Here is an 18,526-nt window from a genome sequence, read left to right on the forward strand (position 1 = left end):
ATGACGAGCAACAGTGCCACGGATCAGTTCGCGGAGCGGCTGTCGGCCACCACCCTGCTGCGGTTCGCCACCGCGGGCTCCGTCGACGACGGCAAGTCCACGCTCGTCGGCCGGCTGCTGCACGACTCCAAGTCGGTGCTGACCGACCAGCTGGAGGCCGTCGAGCACGCCTCCCGCCGCCGCGGCCAGGAGGCACCCGACCTGGCGCTGCTCACGGACGGGCTGCGGGCCGAGCGCGAGCAGGGCATCACGATCGATGTCGCCTACCGCTACTTCGCCACGCCCCGGCGGCGGTTCATCCTCGCCGACACCCCCGGGCATGTGCAGTACACCCGGAACATGGTGACCGGAGCCTCCACCGCCGAGCTGGCCGTGGTGCTCGTGGACGCCCGTAACGGTGTGGTCGAGCAGACCCGCCGCCATGCCGCGGTGGCCGCCCTGCTGCGGGTCCCGCATGTGGTCCTGGCCGTCAACAAGATGGACCTCGTCGGGTACGCGGAGCCCGTGTTCGCCGCGATCGCCGAGGAGTTCACCGCGTACGCCGCCTCCCTCGGCGTCCCGGAGATCACCGCGATCCCGATCTCCGCGCTCGCCGGTGACAATGTCGTGGAGCCGTCCGCGCACATGGACTGGTACGGCGGCCCGACCGTACTGGAGTACCTGGAGACCGTCCCGGTCAGCCATGACCTGGCCGGGTGCCCGGCACGCTTCCCGGTGCAGTACGTGATCCGCCCGCAGAGCGCCGAGCACCCCGACTACCGCGGCTACGCGGGCCAGATCGCCTCCGGGGTGCTGCGCGTCGGCGACCCGGTGACCGTCCTGCCCTCGGGCCGTACGAGCACGATCGAGGGCATCGACGCGCTGGGCGTCGGCGTGGGCGCGGGCACCACCGTGGATCTCGCCTGGGCTCCGCAGTCCGTGACGGTCCGGCTCGCCGACGACATCGACGTCTCGCGCGGCGATCTGATCGCGCCCACCGCACAGCTGCCCGCCACGACCCAGGACGTCGAGGCGACCGTCTGCCATGTCGCCGACCAGCCGCTGACCGTGGGCCAGCGGGTGCTGCTGAAGCACACCACCCGTACGGTCAAGGCGATCGTCAAGGACATCCCGTCCCGGCTGACGCTGGACGATCTCTCCCAGCATCCGGCCCCCGGACAACTCGTCGCCAATGACATCGGGCGGGTGAGGGTCCGTACCGCCGAGCCGCTCGCGCTCGACAGCTACGCCGACTCCCGGCACACCGGCTCCTTCCTGCTGATCGACCCCGCCGACGGAACGACGCTGAGCGCCGGTATGGCGGGCGACGCCTTCGCGGCCACCGCGCCCGACACGGCCCCGGCCGCCGACAACGAGAGCTGGGACTTCTGATGACGCCGGCGGTGCACGACGTCTACGCGACGTTCGCGAAGGAGGGCGGCCGGGTCGGCAGCGGCGCCCTCGGCGCGGGAACGGGCGGGGTGGCGCGATGTGCGCGATGACGTACGCGCACCGCATGCGCGCCCGCACCCCCCGCCCGCCTCACCCGCACGACCCGTTCCGCCGAAGACCTGCCGATCTCCCGGCCGCGCCCCCGACTCCGTAAGAAGGGCGTGAGCACCGGGCCAACGAGAGGAACCCCTCCCGTGCCTGTCTCCCGCATCACCGCCCGCCGCGGACTCACCCTCGTGGCCGTGCTGCCGCTGCTCGCCGTCGCGCTCACCTCCTGCGGCTACGGCTCCGAGGCGGACAAGAGCGACAACGCCGCCCCGGCCGCCGAGGGCAAGGCGCTCTCCGCCGACACGGTGAAGATCGGGTACTTCCCGAACCTCACCCACGCGACCGCCCTGGTCGGCATCGAGGAGGGGCTCTTCCAGAAGGAGCTGGGCGGTACGAAGGTGGCGCCCTCGACCTTCAACGCGGGCCCCTCCGAGATCGAGGCCCTCAACGCGGGCAGCATCGACATCGGCTTCATCGGCCCCTCGCCGGCCATCAACGGCTACACCCAGACCGGCGGCAAGAGCCTGCGCGTCATCGGCGGCTCCGCCTCGGGCGGGGTCAAGCTCGTCGTCGACCCGGCGAAGATCAAGACCCTGGACGACGTCAAGGGCAAGAAGATCGCCACCCCGCAGCTGGGCAACACGCAGGACGTGGCGTTCCTCAACTGGATCTCCGAGAAGGGCTGGAAGGTCGACGCCCAGTCCGGCAAGGGCGATGTCTCCGTCGTCCGTACGGACAACAAGATCACCCCGGACGCCTACAAGTCCGGTTCCATCGACGGCGCGTGGGTGCCGGAGCCGACCGCGTCCAAGCTGGTCGCGGAGGGCGCCAAGGTACTGCTCGACGAGTCGGACCTGTGGCCGGACAAGAAGTTCGTGATCACGAACATCATCGTGTCGCAGGAGTTCCTCGGCGAGCACCCGGACGTGGTCGAGGCCGTGCTGCGCGGCTCGGTGAAGACCAACGAGTGGATCAACGCCAACGAGGACAAGGCGAAGGCGTCCGCCAACCAGGCGCTCAAGACGCTCTCCGGCAAGGCGCTGCCGCCCGAGGTCCTCGACCCGGCGTGGCAGTCGATCCAGATCACCGACGACCCGCTGGCCACGACGCTCCAGGCGCAGGCCGATCACGCGGTCAAGGCAGGACTGCTCAAGAAGCCGGACCTGAACGGCATTTACGACCTGGGGCCCCTCAACAAGGTGCTCAAGGCCGCCGGTCGGCCCGAGGTGGCCGACGCCGGACTCGGCGCCGAGTAAGCCGTAAGCCAGGACCCACCAGGACCCGGACCGTATCCACCCGTTCCCAGGAGGTGACGACCATGGCCACAACGTTCGCCAAGGCCGCCGAGAGCACCCCGGCGGTGGACCACGCCGCCCGTATCGCGCATGTCTCGAAGTCCTTCGTGACACCGGCCGGGCAGCAGCTCGTCCTGGACGACATCACCCTCGATGTCGCACCGGGCGAGTTCGTCACCCTCCTGGGAGCGTCGGGATGCGGCAAGTCGACCCTGCTCAATCTGGTCGCCGGGCTCGACCGGCCGTCCGCCGGGTCCATCGAGACCCCGGGCGGCCGGCCCGCCCTGATGTTCCAGGAGCACGCGCTGTTCCCGTGGCTGACCGCGGGCAAGAACATCGAACTGGCGCTGCGGCTGCGCGGCGTGCCCAAGCAGGAGCGGCGCGGCGAGGCGGAGCGGCTGCTCGGTCTCGTACGGCTGGAGGGCTCGTACGGCAAGCGGGTGCACGAGCTGTCCGGCGGGATGCGGCAGCGGGTCGCGCTGGCGCGCGCGCTCGCCCAGGACAGCCGGCTCCTGCTGATGGACGAGCCGTTCGCGGCGCTCGACGCGATCACCCGGGACGTCCTGCACGACGAACTGACCCGTATCTGGCGCGAGACGGGTCTGTCGGTCCTCTTCGTCACACACAACGTGCGCGAGGCGGTACGGCTCGCCGAGCGCGTCGTCCTGCTGTCGTCGCGCCCCGGCCGGGTGGCCCGTGAGTGGCGTGTGGACATCCCGCAGCCGCGCCGTATCGAGGACAGCGCCGTCGCGGAGCTGTCGGTCGAGATCACCGAAGAACTGCGTGGGGAGATCCGCCGCCATGGCCAGCACTGAGACGACGCGGAAGGACACGTCGCCGGAGGGCACGTCGCCACGGGACGCGACGCCGGGAAACACGGCGCCGGGGAACGCCCCGTCGCACGGCGACATGGCCGGCCTGGAGGCCGGACTCGACGCGCTGGAGACCGTGCGGACCGGGCGTACGCCGCTGCGCCAGACGCTCGTCCAGAAGGTGCTGCCGCCGGTCGTCGCCATCGCGCTGGTGCTGGTGGTGTGGCAGATCCTCGTCTGGGCCGAGGTCACCGACGACTACAAGCTCCCCTCGCCCGGCGCGGTGTGGGGCGAGGTGTCCGACGCCTGGGCGCAGGGCACACTGCTCGGCTATATCTGGACCAGCGTGTCGCGCGGTCTGCTGGGCTTCCTGTTGGCGCTGGTGATCGGCACGCCGCTCGGGCTGCTGGTCGCCCGGGTGAAGTTCATCCGCGCGGCCATCGGCCCGATCCTCTCCGGACTCCAGTCGCTGCCCTCGGTGGCCTGGGTGCCGCCGGCCGTGATCTGGCTGGGGCTCAACGACTCGATGATGTACGCGGTCATCCTGCTCGGCGCGGTCCCCTCGATCGCCAACGGCCTGGTCTCCGGCGTCGATCAGGTGCCGCCGCTCTTCCTGCGGGCCGGGCGTACGCTCGGCGCCACCGGGCTGCGTGGTACCTGGCACATCGTCATGCCGGCCGCGCTGCCCGGCTATCTGGCCGGGCTGAAGCAAGGCTGGGCGTTCTCCTGGCGCTCCCTGATGGCCGCGGAGATCATCGCGTCCTCGCCCGATCTCGGTGTGGGTCTCGGGCAGCTGCTGGAGAACGGCCGTACGGTCGGCAGTATGCCGATGGTGTTCCTCGCCATCTTCCTGATCCTGATCGTCGGTATCGCCATCGACCTGCTGATCTTCAGTCCGCTGGAGCGGCGCGTGCTGCGCGGCCGCGGTCTCCTGGTGAAGAGCTGAACCCATGCACCACACGTACTCCGGGCACCCCACGCTCCACACGTGCTCCAGGCGTCCCATGGACCACCCGGAGCCTCCTGTCCTGCTGATCGTCGCCCACGGCAGCCGCGACCCCCGGCATGCCGCGACCGTGCACGCCCTCGCCGGGCGGCTGCGGTCGCAGCGGCCCGGACTGCGCGTGGAGACCGGCTTCCTGGACTTCAACGCCCCGTCCGTCCCCCAGCTGCTGGACCGGCTGGCGCTGGAGGACGTACGGAACGTGATCGCGCTGCCCCTGCTGCTGACGCGCGCCTTCCACGCCAAGTCCGACATCCCGGCGGTGCTGCGCGAGGCGTCGGCGCGCCACCCGCTGCTGCGGATCGGGCAGGCCGAGGTGCTCGGCCCCTCGCCGCTGCTGACCGACGCGCTGGAGCGGCGGCTGTACGAGGCGGGGCTCACCCCCGCCGACAAGGGCTCGACCGGGGTCGTGCTGGCCTCGGCGGGCTCCTCCGACCCGGAGGCGATCGCAGTGATCGCTGAAATCGCGCGGGAGTGGCGGCACACCGGTTGGTGCGCCGTGCGGCCTGCGTTCGCCTCCGCATCGCTGCCCCGCACCGAGGACGCGGTGCGCGCGCTGCGCGCCGAGGGCGTACGGCGGGTCGCCGTGGCCCCGTACGTCATCGCCCCCGGCTTCCTGCCGGACCGCATCGCGGCCGGTGCCCGGGAGGGCGGCGCGGAGGTGCTGGCCGGGGTGCTGGGCGCCGCCCCCGAGCTGGCGCGGCTGCTGCTGCGCAGGTACGACGAGAGGGCATCGGCCCGGGACCGCCTCACGGCCCCGGAACACCTCACGGCGCCGGCACGCCTCAGGGCCCTGGCGCGCCCCGCGTAGCGAGACATGCCCGCGGCCCGCGGCCCGCGGTACGCCGTGCGTCCGCGCGAGAGCGCCTGCCGGTACCGTTCGGCCCTATTCATCGCGCTCATCCGTGCGGAGACTCGGAAGAGCGGAAGGTGGTAGCCATGGAATCCAAGGAATGGACCGTCCGGATCCACATCACGGAAGACGGTGACGAGACCAAGGCCGATGCCGTCCTGACCACCCGGGACACCTCACGCATCGCGGGCAGAGGCATGGCCCGGCGCAATCCGATCGACCGGACCGTACCCGAGATAGGTGACGAACTCGCCGCCAGCCGCGCGCTGGAGGATCTTGCCATCCGCCTGCACGACGTCGCCTCCGACGACATCGTCGACCTCGCGGGCCCCGCCGAGTCCTCCCGGAGGTGACGAGGCCCGGCAGCCCTCCCCGGCCGGGTCCTTCGGTACCGTCCGGGGATGATTCAGAACGACTTCCCGCTCGGCGGGACCCTCCCCGTGGGCCGGCTGGGGTTCGGTACGGCTCAGCTGACCGGGCCCGGCTACTGGGGACCGCGCGGTGAGCGGGCCGACGCAGTCGCCGTGCTGCGGCGGGCCGTCGAGCGCGGGGTGACGCTCATCGACACGGCGGACAATTACGGACCCGGTCTCGCGGAGGAGCTGGTCGCCGAGGCGCTGTATCCGTATCCGGCCGGTCTGGTGATCGCGACCAAGGGCGGAGTGGTCCGTACCAGCGACCGTGCCTGGCACATAGACGGCCGCCCCGGACGGCTGCGGGAGATGTGCGAGGCGAGCCTGCGCCGGCTGCGTACGGACACGATCGACCTGTACCAGCTGCACCGGCTGGACCCCGGCGTACCGCTCGCCGAGCAGCTGGGGGCTCTGGATGAGCTGCGGCGGGAAGGTAAGATCCGGAATATCGGTCTGGACACCATCACCGCCGACCAGCTGGAGCGGGCGCTCTCCCTGACCGGGATCGCCTCGGTGCAGAACCGTTTTCATCTCCTCGACCGGACCTCGGCCGCGGTGTTGAGTCTGTGCGAGGCCCATGGTCTCGCGTTTCTGCCGTGGTTCCCGCTGGCCAATGGCGCGTTGACCGGTGACGCGGCGACGGCGCTCGGCTCCGTCGCGGCCCGCCATGGAGCGACCGGAGGGCAGATCGCCCTGGCCTGGCTGCTGCACCGCTCCCCCGTCCTGTGCCCCACCCCCGGCACCGGCTCGCCCGCCCATCTGGACGAGAATCTGGCCGCCGCGGAGGTCCGGCTGTCCGCCGAGGACATGAGCAGGCTCGAAACGCTCACGGCGCTCAACACACCTGCCACGCGTGTCCCGCCGGGCACACCCGGCACACCCGGCACACCCGGCACACCCGGCACACCCGGCACACCCGGCACACCCGGCACACCCGGCACACCCGGCACACCCGGCACCGACTGACGGAACCCAGGAGCACATGCGCATGATCACCGCGGCCACCGTGGTACGCGCGGAAGGCGTCGATGTCGTCCGCGACGGAAAGCTGCTGCTGGACTCGGTGTCACTGACCGTACGCGGTGGAGAACACTGGGCACTGCTCGGTGCCAACGGCGCCGGGAAGAGCACCCTGCTGGGGATGGTGGGCGCGGTCACGCACCCCACCCGCGGCACGGTCGAGATCCTCGGAGAGTCCCTCGGCCGGGTCGATCTGCGCCGGCTGCGCGCCCGGCTCGGCCATGTCAACCCTCGCCATCCGCTGCGTTCGCCGCTGCGGGTGCGTGATGTCGTACTGACCGGGCTGACGAACTCGGTCGAGCCGGTACCCCGCTGGTCCCCCACCCCCCCGCGAGCGCGAGCGCGCGGGCGAACTGCTGGCCATGCTGGGGATGGACGGCAAGGGCGAGGCCCGCTGGCCGACGCTCTCGCAGGGCGAGCGGGGCCGTACGCTCATCGCCCGCGCGCTGATGCCCCGGCCGCGGCTCCTGCTGCTCGACGAGCCGGCCACCGGTCTCGATCTCGCCGCGCGCGAGCAGCTGCTGAGCAGTCTGGACGCGCTACGGCAGGAACATCCCGAGCTGGCGACGGTGCTGGTCACCCACCATCTGGAGGAGCTGCCCGCCTCCACCACCCATGCGATGCTGCTGCGCGCGGGGCGGTGTGTGGGGGCGGGGCTCGCGGATGACGTGCTCACCACGGACCGGGTCAGCACCTGCTTCGACCATCCGGTGCGGATCTCCCGTACGGACGGCCGGTGGACGGCGCGCGCCGAGCCGCGTGGACAGAAAAGGGTCCAGGGACCGGATCTAGTCGAACAGCGTGCCCTGGTGGAAGAAGAGCAGCCAGCCGTCATCGGTCAGCCGCCACAGTGAACTGCGGTGTGCCCGGCGGCCGTTGGATTCGCTGTCGTAGGTCAGCTGCACCACATCGGGAGCGAGCCGCACGCCCCGCATCTTGGAGGTGGTGATCGGCGAGGGCGCCGAGGCGCCGCCCTGCTCCGTGAGCATCGCGATGACCGAGGCGCGGTCCCACTCCCGGCCGGAGGCGCCGAACTCCCTGAAGTCCGGGTGGAGCAACTCCGCGAGCAGGGCCGGCGAGGACCGTACCGCCCGGTCGAGCAGCCGCAGTTCGGCCCGGATGGCGGCGGAGATCGCGGAGGTTCGGTCAGTCACGGGTGAGCTCCACCAGTTTGAGTACGGTGTTCCAGTTGCGGCTGGTGGCGGTGACGCCCTTGAACAGGGCCGGCCTGGCCAGGACTCCGGCGAGCTTGGAGCGGCCGAGGCCGTCCGGCGCGTAGAGATACAGCGCGCGGTCGCCCAGCCGGAATTCCTCGGGGAGGTACGCGGCCGGATCGAGTGACGCGAGCCGCTCGGGGCCCACCTGCTCGGAGAAGTAGGTGAGATGGAGCTGCTTGCCCTCCAGCGTGTGCGCCGGGAAGGGGCAGGCCTCGGTGACGGCCCGCAGATACGGGGCGCCGCGCACCAGGCAGTCGACGGTGAACCCGAAGCGCTGTTCGATGGCGCGCTCCAGAGCGACGCCGAGGGCGCTCTCGTCGTCCGACGCGCTGGTGAAGACGGCGTTGCCGCTCTGGAGATAGGTACGGACATCGCCGTGGCCCAGCTCCGCGAGCAACTCACGGAGGTCGGCCATCGGGACCCGTCTGTGGCCGCTCACATTGATCCCTCGCAGGAGGGCGGCGTACGTCGTGGTCATGAGCACACGATAGGACGGCAGCCGCGCGCGTGGCTCCCGGCGCGAGCGGGTCGCGGCGGGCACACGCGGCGACGGGCACACGCGGCGCGGCGGCCGCCGCACTCCGTGGGGGAGAGCGCGACGGCCGCCGGATGTGCTGAGCCTGCCGGATGTGCTGAGCCTGCCGTACGTGCCGGGGCTACTCGACGATCTTGAGCAGCTTGTTCGGGGTGCCCGCGGACGCGTCGGTGATGGCGTCCGGGATGGCGCCGTCGGTCAGGGCCGTGGCGACCTGGTCCGGGGTGGCGTCCGGGTGACCGGCGAGATAGAGCGCGGCGGCGCCGACCACATGAGGCGTCGCCATCGAGGTGCCGGAGATGGTGTTGACGCCGGTGTCGCTGTCGTTCCAGTCCGAGGTGATGGCGGAGCCCGGCGCGTAGAGGTCCACCAGCGAGCCGTAGTTGGAGAAGCTCGACTGGCCGTCGGCCTCGGTGGACGAGGCGACCGTGATGGCCTCCTCGACCCGTGCGGGCGAGGTGGTGCTCGCGTCGCTGGAGTCGTTTCCGGCCGCGACGCCGAAGGTGACACCGGAGGCGATGGCGTTGCGGACGGCCTCGTCGAGGGCGGGGTCGGCGCCGCCGCCGAGGCTCATATTGGCGACGGACGGGCCCTGGTGGTTGGCGGCGACCCAGTCGATCCCGGCGACGACCTGCTCGGTGGTGCCCGAGCCGTTGTTGTCGAGCACCCGGACGGAGACGATCTTCGCCTTCTTGGCGACGCCGTGCGCGGCGCCCGCGATCGTGCCGGCCACATGCGTGCCGTGGCCGTAGCCGTCGTCGGCGTTGTCGTCACCGTCGATGGCGTCGTATCCGTAGCTGGCGCGGCCCTCGAAGTCCTGGTGGCTGATCCGGACTCCGGTGTCGAGCACATACGCGGTCACGCCCTCGCCGGCGCTGTCCGGGTAGGTGTAGGCGCTGTCACCGGCGGTCGCGGTCTGGTCGATCCGGTCGAGCCCCCAGGACGGCGGGTTGTCCTGGGTGGCGCTGACGGTGAACGTCCTGTTCTGGACGACCTTGTCGACGGCCGGGTCGGCCGCGAGGCGCTTGGCCTCCGTCGCGGTGAGCCCACTGGCGGAGAAGCCGTTGACGGCCGTGCTGTAGTTGCGCTTCAGCCGGCCTCCGTACTCCTTCGCCAGCTCCTTCTTGTCGGTCTTCCTGGCGGTCTTCTGGTCCAGCAGCACGATGTAGCTGCCGGCGACCGCGTCCTTGGCGTCGGCGCCGTACACCACTCCCTGTGCCGGAGCCGCGCCCGCTGTGGGGGAGGTGAGCGCGGTGATTCCGGCCGCGGCGGCCACGGCGGTGAGGGCGGCGGTGAGCTTGATCCTGCTCGCGCGCTTCTGTATTGGCATGAAGAGGGAACTCCTCGTCACTGTCTGTGGGGGGATCGCCGCCGGACGGAAGATCTCCGACGGACTGATGCGAAACCCTGGCCGATTGACGCGCTCATATCAAGAGCTTCAAGAGGCCGTGACGCAGTAAACACATTTCTGTCATAAGAAATCGGCCAGTCCGGAACACATCGGTCATGGCCGCCAACCCCCCGGAGACGCAGGGGACTTCGATCCCGTTTACGCGAGATGTCCGCACGCCCCCGGGAGGAGAGAACCCCCCTCCCGGACCACCGGCGCACGGGACGACACGGCTTGAACCCGTCCATGCCCAACCCGGGCGGCCGTCACAGCCGTTCGCTCAGCACGCACCGTTCGGACCGCACGCGCGCCGTTCGGTGAGCGCCCGCCGCTCACGCCGCACCTGCCGCACCCGCCGCACCCGCCGCACCCGCCGCTCACGCCGCTCACGCCGCACCCGCTGTTCAGACGCACTCGCTGTTCAGACCGCGTCCGCGGGCAGGGCCTCCTCGATAAGGTCCGCCGCCCGTCGCGTTCCACCCTCCCGCGCCATCCCGCGCCCGACCTCCCCCAGCCGCCTGGCCACTTCGGGGTCCGAGGCCACGGCGAGGACCGCCGCGCGCAGGGCCTCGGGGGTGGCCGCTTCCGTGTCGAGACGGCGGGCCACGCCCAGCGCGACCAGCGTGTCGGCGTTGCCGAACTGGTCGACGGCCTGCGGAACCGCGACCATCGGCGTGCCCGTCGCCAGACCCTCCTGGCTGCCGCCGGCGCCCGCGTGGGTGATGAACGCGTCGGCCTGCTGGAGAATGGCGAGCTGCGGCACCCAGCGGTGCACCTCCACATTGGCCGGCACGTCGCCCAACTCCGCCTCGTCGACGTACGCGCCGATCTGCAGGACGACATGCCAGCCCGGCAGATCCCCGAAGGCCTCGACGCACGCCCGGTAGAAGGCGGGCTGCTTGGTGAAGGCCGAACCGAGCGAGACCAGCAGCACCCGCTCCGCCCCGGCGGGCCGCTCCCACTCCCCCTGGTCGGCGCGGTCCCCCTGACAGGCACCGACGAAGGTGAACACGGACTCGTCCACGGACCCGGCGTTGTACTGGAGCGCTCTGGGGATCAGTACGAGAGAACGGGCGGGCCTGGCCACCAGCCGGTCCGGGTCGGTGTGGTCCATGTGGTGCTCGTCCAGCCACTCCTGGAACCTCGCGCGGTACGCCCTGCCGCGTTCGGAGGCGTCGAGCTCCGCGAGCATCGGCTCGGCGACGTCCTTCTCGTACCCCTCCCAGGCGACCATGTGCGTCGAGAACTGGAAGTACGGAACACCCCAGCGGTGCGCGAGCACGGGCGCCGGATAGGACGTGGTGTCACCGAGGACCAGATCGGGGCGGTCGCCCTCGAACGCCTCGGCCAGCTGCGGCAGCGCCTGGACGGCGTCGTCGAGGAACGGCTCCAGATTGTCGATCAGCTCCGTGCCCCAGGCTTCGGGGTCGTCGTCGGGGCCGGGCAGTACGGAGGTGTAGATCACCGGTTCCGCGCCGGTGGCCGCGACCTTCACGGCGAAGGAGGCGGGGATCGCGTAACTGACACGGTGCCCACGGGCGACCAGTTCCCGGATGACCTCCAGGCTCGGGTTCACATGCCCGTGGGCGGCGATGGAGAACATGGCGATATGGGCACGCTTCGATGCGGTCATGAGCCGACCGTAAACGAGACGAGACGTCTCGTACAACTCAATAGAGCCCCAGGGACCTGCCCGCGTTCGCGAATGCGAGACTTTGCCGACGAGTGCGACCACCGGAAGCAAAAGAGAGTCATCGATGGACGAGGCGCGGGCGCGGGAGATCCTGGCCGCGACGGGGCTGCCGCGCGACGCGGAGCTGCTGGCCCTGGGCGAGAACGCGGTATTCGGAACGGCCGGGCTGGTCGTCAAGGTCGGCCGGGACGCGACGGCCCACACCGAACTGCTGGAGCGGGCGCGGCGCGAGGTCGCTCTCGCGTCCTGGCTCGCGGAGTGCGGGATTCCGGCCGTGCGGGCGGCCGAGCCGGAGGCGCGGACGGTGGACGGTCATCCGGTGACGCTCTGGCACCGGCTGCCGGCCGCCGTACGGCCCGCCGGGCCCGGCGATCTGGCATCCCTGCTGCGGTTGGTGCACGCGCTGCCCGCCCCGGACTCGTCGCTGTTCACGCTCCCCCGCCGGGAGTTGCTCGGGGGCGTCGAGCGCTGGCTGCGGATCGCCGGGGACGCGATCGACCCGGCCGACGCCGGCTATCTGCGCGCGCGCCGCGACGGCTTCGCCGAGGCCGCCGCCACGCTCGTCCCCCGGCTGCCGATGGGCCCGATCCACGGCGACGCGCTGCCGCGCAATGTCCATGTCGGCCCGGACGGCCCCGTCCTGGTCGATCTGGAGACCTTCTCCTCGGACCTCAGGGAACACGATCTGGTGGTCATGGCGCTCTCCCGCGACCGGTACGGTCTGTCCGCCGAGGCGTACGACACCTTCACGGCCGTCTACGGCTGGGACGTACGCGAATGGGCCGGCTGCCCGGTCCTGCGCGGCGCCCGCGAGACGGCCAGCTGCGCCTGGGTGGCGCAGCACGCCCCGGCCAACCCCAAGGCCCTCGACGAGTTCCGGCGCCGGGTCGCCTCGCTGCGCGACGACGATCCCGAGGTCCGCTGGTACCCCTTCTGACCGGCCCCGCCGGGCCCGCCCCGGACTTCCCCAAGACAGGGCCCGATCTCCGCCGGGCCGTCGTGGCCCCCGAAGGCGTCCGCGTCGCTCCACCACAGGGCGGATCCCGATCGCGCCCTCGCCCAGGTCTTCGCCGCACTCCGCCCCGGCGGCGCCGTCAGGGCGTGGCCCGCGCCGAGGGCTCGGCCGCCGGCTCGCGCAGCGGCCAGACGCCGTCGATCACCGCGTCCGCGTTGCCCTTCTTCCGCAGGAACTTCTGGAAGTCGGCCGCCCACTCGGCGTACCAGCCGATCTGACGCTCATGCAGCAGAGCCGGGGTCAGCCCGGCCACCGGGGCATGCCGCTCCGCTATCGCCATGGCCACCCGGACCGCCGCCAGCGCGTCCGCGCCCGCTTCGTGCGCGGCGTCCAGCACGACGCCGTACTCCGCGCAGACCGCCTCCAGCGTGCGCTTGCCGCGGCGGTAGCGGTCGACGGCACGGTCGATCGTATAGGGATCGATCACCGGCCCGACCGGCTCCAGCGGCGGCAGCCCGTACCGGCGCAACTCGGCGGAGAGCAGCGTCAGATCGAACGGCGCGTTGTACGCCACGACGGGCACCCCGCGCGTCCAGTACTCACCGAGGACCCCCGCGATCTCCGCGGCCACCTCGGGCGCCGGACGCCCTTCCGCGGCGGCCCGTTCACTGCTGATGCCGTGCACGGCGGACGCCTGGGCGGGGATCCGGATGCCCGGGTCGGCCAGCCAGGTCCGCTGCCGTATCACCTCGTCGCCCCGCACCTCGACCACCGCGGCCGTCACGATCCGCGCCTCCAGCGGCTCCGTGCCGGTGGTCTCCAGATCGAAACCGACCAGTGATTCCCCATGCCAAGTCATCGTGGCCCTCCCTCATGGTGCGGTGGTGCTTCCCCCGTTGGACCTTCACCCTGCCACGCACCACTGACAGTGCCCTGGCACGGGCTCCGGCTCCCGGCTCCGGCAGCCGACCCCGGCAGTCGGTTCAGGAGACCGGCCGGGAGTCGGTCCAGACCGACTCGAACTCCTCGCGGTAGGTCTGGAAGAGGCCGTGCTCGGAGTCCTGCCCCGTGCGCACCACCTCACGCCCGCCGCCCCGCAGCACCAGTACCGGCGCCTCCATGCCCCGGGCCCTGCGCAGATAGGACTGGACGACGGCCAGCCCGTCGGGGCCGTCCCCGTCGACGAGATACGCGGTGAAGCGCGGGGTCTCGTCGAAGACATGGATCTCGAAGGCGCCCGGATCGCGCAGTTTCGAGCGCACCCGGCGCATATGAAGGATGTTCATCTCCACCGACCGGCTCAGCTCGCCCTTCTTGAGCCCCAGCTCGCGCTCCCTGCGTTTGACCGCGCTGCTCGCCGGGTTGAGGAAGACCAGCCGTATCCGGCAGCCCGACTCGGCGAGCCGGATCAGCCGCCGTCCCGAGAAGTTCTGTACGAGCAGGTTCAGACCGATCCCGATGGCGTCGACACGCCGGGCGCCGCCGAAGAGATCCTCGGCGGGGATCTGGCGTTGCAGCCTCACCCGGTCGGGGTGTACGGAGACCACGTCCGCGTACCGGTCGCCGACCAGATCCTCCACCGCGTCGACCCCGAGCCGCGCCGCCGAGGGCACCCCGCTGCCGCCGCCCAGGATCTCCAGGAGTCTGGCCGAGGCCCGCTCCGCCTGGGCGAGGACCGTCTCGGAGAGCGCGCGGTTGCGGGAGACGACGTTGCGCGCGACCTCCAGCTCGTCCAGCGCCAGCTCCACGTCCCGGCGGTCGTCGAAGTAAGGCTCGAAGCAGGGCCAGTGCTGGACCATCAGCTCGCGCAGTTGCGGGAGGGTGAGAAAGCTCAGGACGTTGTCGTCGGCCGGGTCGAGCAGATACCCCTTGCGCCGCGACACCTCCCGTACGGCGACGGCGCGCTGCACCCATTCCTGTCCGGCGGGTCCGGCGGCGGCGACCACCCACTCCTCGCCGTGCACGGGCTCGTAGATGGGCCGCAGGACCGCGGCGACCACCGCGCGCAGCCGCTGTTCCACGAGATTCAGCCAGATATAGGCGCGCCCGGCCCGCTGTGCGCGCGTACGCACTTCACTCCACGCGTCCGCGCCCCACTCCAGCTCCGCCCCGATCTCCATCGGTCGTGCGAGGGAGACCGCTCCGGGCGGGATGTCGCCGGATTCCCCCGCATGACCTGCGTCACCAGGGGGCAACTCCAGCCCTCCCGAGCTCACCCGCGCACCGCCTTCTCTCCCCTTCAACGATCAAGGAAGGGTACTCCGCATCCCGGAGGCAGTGCAGCAGGATGCACAGGGTCCTTTCCCAACTCCCTTATTCATGAGGCCGGTTCCCGGCGCCGAGATCAGCCGGAGTGAGGTGATTCATAGTGATTGGACCTGGTCCGTCCCCGGGTCCACCGGGACACCAGGTGACGCGCGGGACAGCCGGGGCCGTCGCGGCGATCCCGGCGACGGCCCGTCACACGAGGTTGACGCCGGGCCGCGCCCCTCTCGCCGCCCGGGCCGAGAACCGGCAAGAAGGGGCAAGAACCCATCGGGTTCCTAGGTGGTTGCCCTTCTTTCGGGGAAGATCTGGCTCAGAGGCCGCGCACACAGGTGGGGCGGAGGAAGGAGCGGGGCGAGGGGCAAGCCCGGCAAGGCGGAGGAGGAAGGCGACGCGGAGCGTCGACGACAACGCCGCCGGGCGCCGCCCATCGGCACGCGACGCCGCCCCACCCATGCGTGCGGCCTCTCAAGAGCCCCGCAGCACCCGGATCAGAAATGGAAGAGTCTTATCTATGCAGGTCTGGCCGGGACAGACGTATCCCCTCGGCGCCACGTACGACGGCGCCGGTACCAACTTCGCGGTCTACTCAGAGGCCGCCAACCGAATCGAGTTGTGCCTGCTGCACGACGACGGTTCAGAAACGGCGGTGGAGCTGCGCGAGACGGACGCCTTCGTACGGCATGCCTATCTGCCGGGTGTCATGCCCGGTCAGCGCTACGGCTTCCGGGTCCATGGCCCCTATGAGCCGGAGCGTGGACACCGCTGCAACTCCGCCAAGCTGCTTCTCGATCCGTACGCGCGTGCGATCAGCGGCAGTATCGACTGGGGTGAGTCGGTGTACGGCTACCACTTCGGCAAGCCGGACTCGCGCAATGACATGGACTCGGCCCCCCACACGATGTCCTCCGTCGTCGTCAACCCCTACTTCGACTGGGGCGACGACCGGCTGCCCCGTACGGACTATCACCGCACGGTGCTCTACGAGGCCCATGTGAAGGGCCTGACCATGCTCCATCCGGAGCTGCCCGAGGAGCTGCGCGGCACCTACGCCGGACTCGCCCATCCGGCGGTGATCGAGCATCTGACGGAGCTGGGCGTGACCGCGCTGGAGCTGATGCCGGTCCACCAGTTCGTCAACGACCACCGACTGGTCGACGCCGGCCTCGGCAATTACTGGGGCTACAACACCATCGGCTTCTTCGCCCCGCACAACGCGTACGCGTCCTGGGGCGACCGGGGCGAACAGGTCCTGGAGTTCAAACAGGCCGTACGGGCGCTCCACCGCGCCGGGATCGAGGTCATCCTCGATGTCGTCTACAACCACACGGCGGAGGGCAACCACCTCGGCCCGACGCTCTCCTTCCGGGGTCTCGACAACGCGCAGTACTACCGGCTCGCCGACAATCCCCGCTACTACACGGACACCACGGGGACCGGTAACTCCCTGCTGATGCGCAGCCCGCACGTACTCCAGCTGATCATGGACTCGCTGCGGTACTGGGTGACCGAGATGCATGTCGACGGCTTCCGCTTCGACCTCGCGGCGACGCTGGCCCGTCAGTTCCACGAGGTGGACCGGCTGTCGTCGTTCTTCGACCTCGTCCAGCAGGACCCGGTGGTCAGTCAGGTGAAGCTGATCGCCGAGCCGTGGGACGTGGGCGAGGGCGGCTACCAGGTGGGGAACTTCCCGCCGCTGTGGACGGAGTGGAACGGCAAGTACCGCGACACCGTACGGGACCTGTGGCGGGGTGAGCCCAGGACACTGGCGGAGTTCGCGTCCCGGCTGACCGGCTCGTCCGATCTCTACCAGGACGACGGACGCCGGCCGCTGGCCTCCATCAACTTCACCACCTGTCACGACGGCTTCACGCTGCACGATCTCGTCTCGTACAACGAGAAGCACAACGAGGCCAACGGAGAGTCCAACCGGGACGGCGAGAGCCACAACCGGTCCTGGAACTGCGGGGCGGAGGGCGACACCGACGACCCGGAGATCCTGGAGCTGCGCAACCGCCAGATGCGGAACTTCATCGCGACGCTGATGCTCTCGCAGGGCGTCCCGATGCTCAGCCACGGCGACGAGTTCGCCCGTACGCAGGGCGGCAACAACAACGCGTACTGCCAGGACAACGAGGTCTCCTGGGTCCGCTGGCCGGAGAAGGGCGCGGAGACCGACACCACCATGCTGGAGTTCACCCGGGCGATGGTGTGGCTGCGGCGCGACCATCCGGTGTTCCGGCGCCGGCGCTTCTTCCACGGGCGTCCGGTGGAGGGCACGCACGACGATCTCTCGGACATCTCGTGGTTCACGCCGGAGGGCGAGGAGATGACCCAGCAGGACTGGCAGGCCGCGCACGCCAAGGCCATGACGGTCTTTCTGAACGGTGGCGCGATCTCCGAGCCGGGGCCGCGCGGTGAGCGGATCGCGGACGACTCGTTCCTGCTGATGTTCAACGCGAGCGCCGAGAAGCTGGAGTTCGTGGTGCCGGTGAACCACGGCGAGCAGTGGCAGATCATGGTGGACACGGCCCGGCCGGAGGGAGTGGCTCCGGGGCAGGGCGAGAAGGTCGACGGGGGTGAGCGGATCCCGATGATCGGCCGCAGCATGACGGTGCTGATGCGGCCGGCGTAGGGCCCGTTCTCCGGATGGGGCCCGGCTCGGTCCGTACCGAGGGCGGCGCGTACGGGAAACCCGGTTGCCGCGCCGCCCCCGCGATGTTCCAGTGGCCGGATGGATCACGATGCTGCCGGACAGACCCTGGCCGCCTTCGACCGGCTGATGCGGCGGGACGCGCGGCCCGACGGCCCCGGCGCCCGGGTCGAGCGGGTGGGAGAGATCGTCCGCCAGACGGGCGCTGCGCACGACTGGCACGGTGTCCTCTGGTCGGACCTGACCGAGGACACGGCCGCCGGGGCGATCGCCGCGCAGATCGTGTACTTCACCTCGCTCGGGCGTGAGTTCGAGTGGAAGCTGTACGCCCATGACCGGCCCGCCGGCCTCACCGGTCTGCTCCGCGCGGCCGGGTTCATCCCCGGGCCCACCGAGGCGCTGATGGTCCGGGAGACCGGGGGCACGCCCGACGAGCCCGCCCTGCCCAACGGCGTACGACTGCTCACCGTGACCGACGCGGCGGGCGTGGAGCTGCTGGCGGAGGTCCACGAGCGGGCGTTCGGGACGGACCGCACGGGGCTGCGGGAGCGAGTGTCGGCGCAGCTCGCCTCCGCCCCGGAGACCGTCGTGGCGGTCGTCGCCATGGCGGGCGACACGCCGGTGAGCGCGGCCCGGATGGAGCTGCCCCCGGGCGCGGACTTCGCCGGGCTGTGGGGCGGCGGGACGGTACGGGGATGGCGCGGCCGCGGTCTCTACCGCGCCCTGGTCGCCCATCGGGCCCGGATCGCCGCCGAGCGCGGCTACCGCCGGCTCCATGTCGACGCGACGGACCTGAGCCGCCCGATCCTTGAGCGCCTCGGGTTCAGGGTGCTCAGCACGACCACGCCGTTCCTGTACCGGCCGCGGGTACCGGGCTCACCGGACTCACCTGGCTCACCCGGCTCGACCGGCGCCCTCGGGTGACCTCGTATGACCTCGTATG

16 protein-coding genes and 1 pseudogene are annotated in these 18,526 nt (G+C 71.0%); 11 read left to right on the forward strand and 6 right to left on the reverse strand.

The annotated features are described in order from the left end of the window. The 8 genes and pseudogenes from ACIRQP_RS28770 to ACIRQP_RS28805 all read left to right on the forward strand — a co-directional run bounded on the left by ACIRQP_RS28770 (nucleotide 1) and on the right by ACIRQP_RS28805 (nucleotide 7,729). Nucleotides 1-1,371, forward strand: a complete 1,371-nt coding sequence (locus ACIRQP_RS28770) for a sulfate adenylyltransferase subunit 1 (protein WP_403894602.1) — start codon at nucleotides 1-3, stop codon at nucleotides 1,369-1,371. 254 nt (nucleotides 1,372-1,625) lie between these two features. Next, nucleotides 1,626-2,735: an aliphatic sulfonate ABC transporter substrate-binding protein gene (locus ACIRQP_RS28775; protein ID WP_403894605.1), complete on the forward strand. Its 1,110-nt coding sequence runs from the start codon at nucleotides 1,626-1,628 to the stop codon at nucleotides 2,733-2,735. Between the two features lie 62 nt (nucleotides 2,736-2,797). Then, entirely contained in the window at nucleotides 2,798-3,589 is a 792-nt protein-coding gene (locus ACIRQP_RS28780; protein ID WP_129768885.1) for an ABC transporter ATP-binding protein, read from the forward strand. Then, the gene (locus tag ACIRQP_RS28785) at nucleotides 3,576-4,532 is read left to right on the forward strand and encodes an ABC transporter permease (protein WP_403894608.1); all 957 of its coding nucleotides are present in this window, start codon (nucleotides 3,576-3,578) and stop codon (nucleotides 4,530-4,532) included. The genes ACIRQP_RS28780 and ACIRQP_RS28785 overlap by 14 nt, the downstream gene beginning before the upstream one ends. A gap of 58 nt (nucleotides 4,533-4,590) precedes the next feature. Beyond that, nucleotides 4,591-5,400, forward strand: coding sequence for a sirohydrochlorin chelatase (locus ACIRQP_RS28790; protein WP_403894611.1), 810 nt, complete (start codon nucleotides 4,591-4,593; stop codon nucleotides 5,398-5,400). Between the two features lie 128 nt (nucleotides 5,401-5,528). Beyond that, on the forward strand, nucleotides 5,529-5,795 hold the full coding sequence (locus ACIRQP_RS28795) for a DUF1876 domain-containing protein (RefSeq protein WP_403894614.1): 267 nt from the start codon (nucleotides 5,529-5,531) through the stop codon (nucleotides 5,793-5,795). Nucleotides 5,796-5,843: 48 nt separating this feature from the next. After that, nucleotides 5,844-6,821, forward strand: coding sequence for an aldo/keto reductase (locus ACIRQP_RS28800; protein WP_403894616.1), 978 nt, complete (start codon nucleotides 5,844-5,846; stop codon nucleotides 6,819-6,821). Nucleotides 6,822-6,843: 22 nt separating this feature from the next. Then, nucleotides 6,844-7,729, forward strand: a pseudogene (locus ACIRQP_RS28805) (ABC transporter ATP-binding protein). Here ACIRQP_RS28805 and ACIRQP_RS28810 read toward each other — a convergent pair. From ACIRQP_RS28810 to mgt, 4 genes are all read right to left on the reverse strand, one after another. Continuing rightward, nucleotides 7,664-8,029 carry a DUF4440 domain-containing protein gene (locus tag ACIRQP_RS28810; RefSeq protein ID WP_403894618.1) on the reverse strand — a complete coding sequence of 122 codons (366 nt, stop codon included), beginning with the start codon at nucleotides 8,027-8,029 and terminating at the stop codon, nucleotides 7,664-7,666. The pseudogene ACIRQP_RS28805 and the gene ACIRQP_RS28810 sit on opposite strands and share 66 nt — an antisense overlap. Further along, nucleotides 8,022-8,570 carry a DUF1697 domain-containing protein gene (locus ACIRQP_RS28815; RefSeq protein ID WP_403894620.1) on the reverse strand — a complete coding sequence of 183 codons (549 nt, stop codon included), beginning with the start codon at nucleotides 8,568-8,570 and terminating at the stop codon, nucleotides 8,022-8,024. Before ACIRQP_RS28815 ends, ACIRQP_RS28810 begins: the two co-directional genes overlap by 8 nt. A gap of 178 nt (nucleotides 8,571-8,748) precedes the next feature. Further along, nucleotides 8,749-9,957: a S8 family peptidase gene (locus tag ACIRQP_RS28820; protein ID WP_403894623.1), complete on the reverse strand. Its 1,209-nt coding sequence runs from the start codon at nucleotides 9,955-9,957 to the stop codon at nucleotides 8,749-8,751. Nucleotides 9,958-10,438: 481 nt separating this feature from the next. Continuing rightward, nucleotides 10,439-11,650: a macrolide-inactivating glycosyltransferase gene (mgt, locus tag ACIRQP_RS28825; RefSeq protein ID WP_403894626.1), complete on the reverse strand. Its 1,212-nt coding sequence runs from the start codon at nucleotides 11,648-11,650 to the stop codon at nucleotides 10,439-10,441. 124 nt (nucleotides 11,651-11,774) lie between these two features. Here mgt and ACIRQP_RS28830 point away from each other — a divergent pair, with 124 nt between their 5' ends. Further along, nucleotides 11,775-12,647 carry a phosphotransferase enzyme family protein gene (locus ACIRQP_RS28830; RefSeq protein WP_403894628.1) on the forward strand — a complete coding sequence of 291 codons (873 nt, stop codon included), beginning with the start codon at nucleotides 11,775-11,777 and terminating at the stop codon, nucleotides 12,645-12,647. A gap of 157 nt (nucleotides 12,648-12,804) precedes the next feature. Here ACIRQP_RS28830 and ACIRQP_RS28835 read toward each other — a convergent pair whose 3' ends face one another. Both ACIRQP_RS28835 and ACIRQP_RS28840 read right to left on the reverse strand, forming a co-directional pair. Then, on the reverse strand, nucleotides 12,805-13,524 hold the full coding sequence (locus ACIRQP_RS28835) for a 3'-5' exonuclease (RefSeq protein WP_403894631.1): 720 nt from the start codon (nucleotides 13,522-13,524) through the stop codon (nucleotides 12,805-12,807). Between the two features lie 124 nt (nucleotides 13,525-13,648). Continuing rightward, entirely contained in the window at nucleotides 13,649-14,881 is a 1,233-nt protein-coding gene (locus ACIRQP_RS28840) for an SAV2148 family HEPN domain-containing protein (protein WP_403894634.1), read from the reverse strand. Between the two features lie 563 nt (nucleotides 14,882-15,444). Here ACIRQP_RS28840 and glgX point away from each other — a divergent pair. Together glgX and ACIRQP_RS28850 are read left to right on the forward strand one after the other, a co-directional pair. Further along, on the forward strand, nucleotides 15,445-17,565 hold the full coding sequence (gene glgX / locus ACIRQP_RS28845; RefSeq protein ID WP_403894637.1) for a glycogen debranching protein GlgX: 2,121 nt from the start codon (nucleotides 15,445-15,447) through the stop codon (nucleotides 17,563-17,565). 99 nt (nucleotides 17,566-17,664) lie between these two features. Next, the gene (locus ACIRQP_RS28850) at nucleotides 17,665-18,507 is read left to right on the forward strand and encodes a GNAT family N-acetyltransferase (protein ID WP_403894640.1); all 843 of its coding nucleotides are present in this window, start codon (nucleotides 17,665-17,667) and stop codon (nucleotides 18,505-18,507) included. The last annotated feature ends 19 nt before the right edge of the window (nucleotides 18,508-18,526 follow it).

The sequence above is a fragment of the Streptomyces sp. NPDC102274 genome (assembly GCF_044766385.1).
GTDB lineage: Bacteria > Actinomycetota > Actinomycetes > Streptomycetales > Streptomycetaceae > Streptomyces.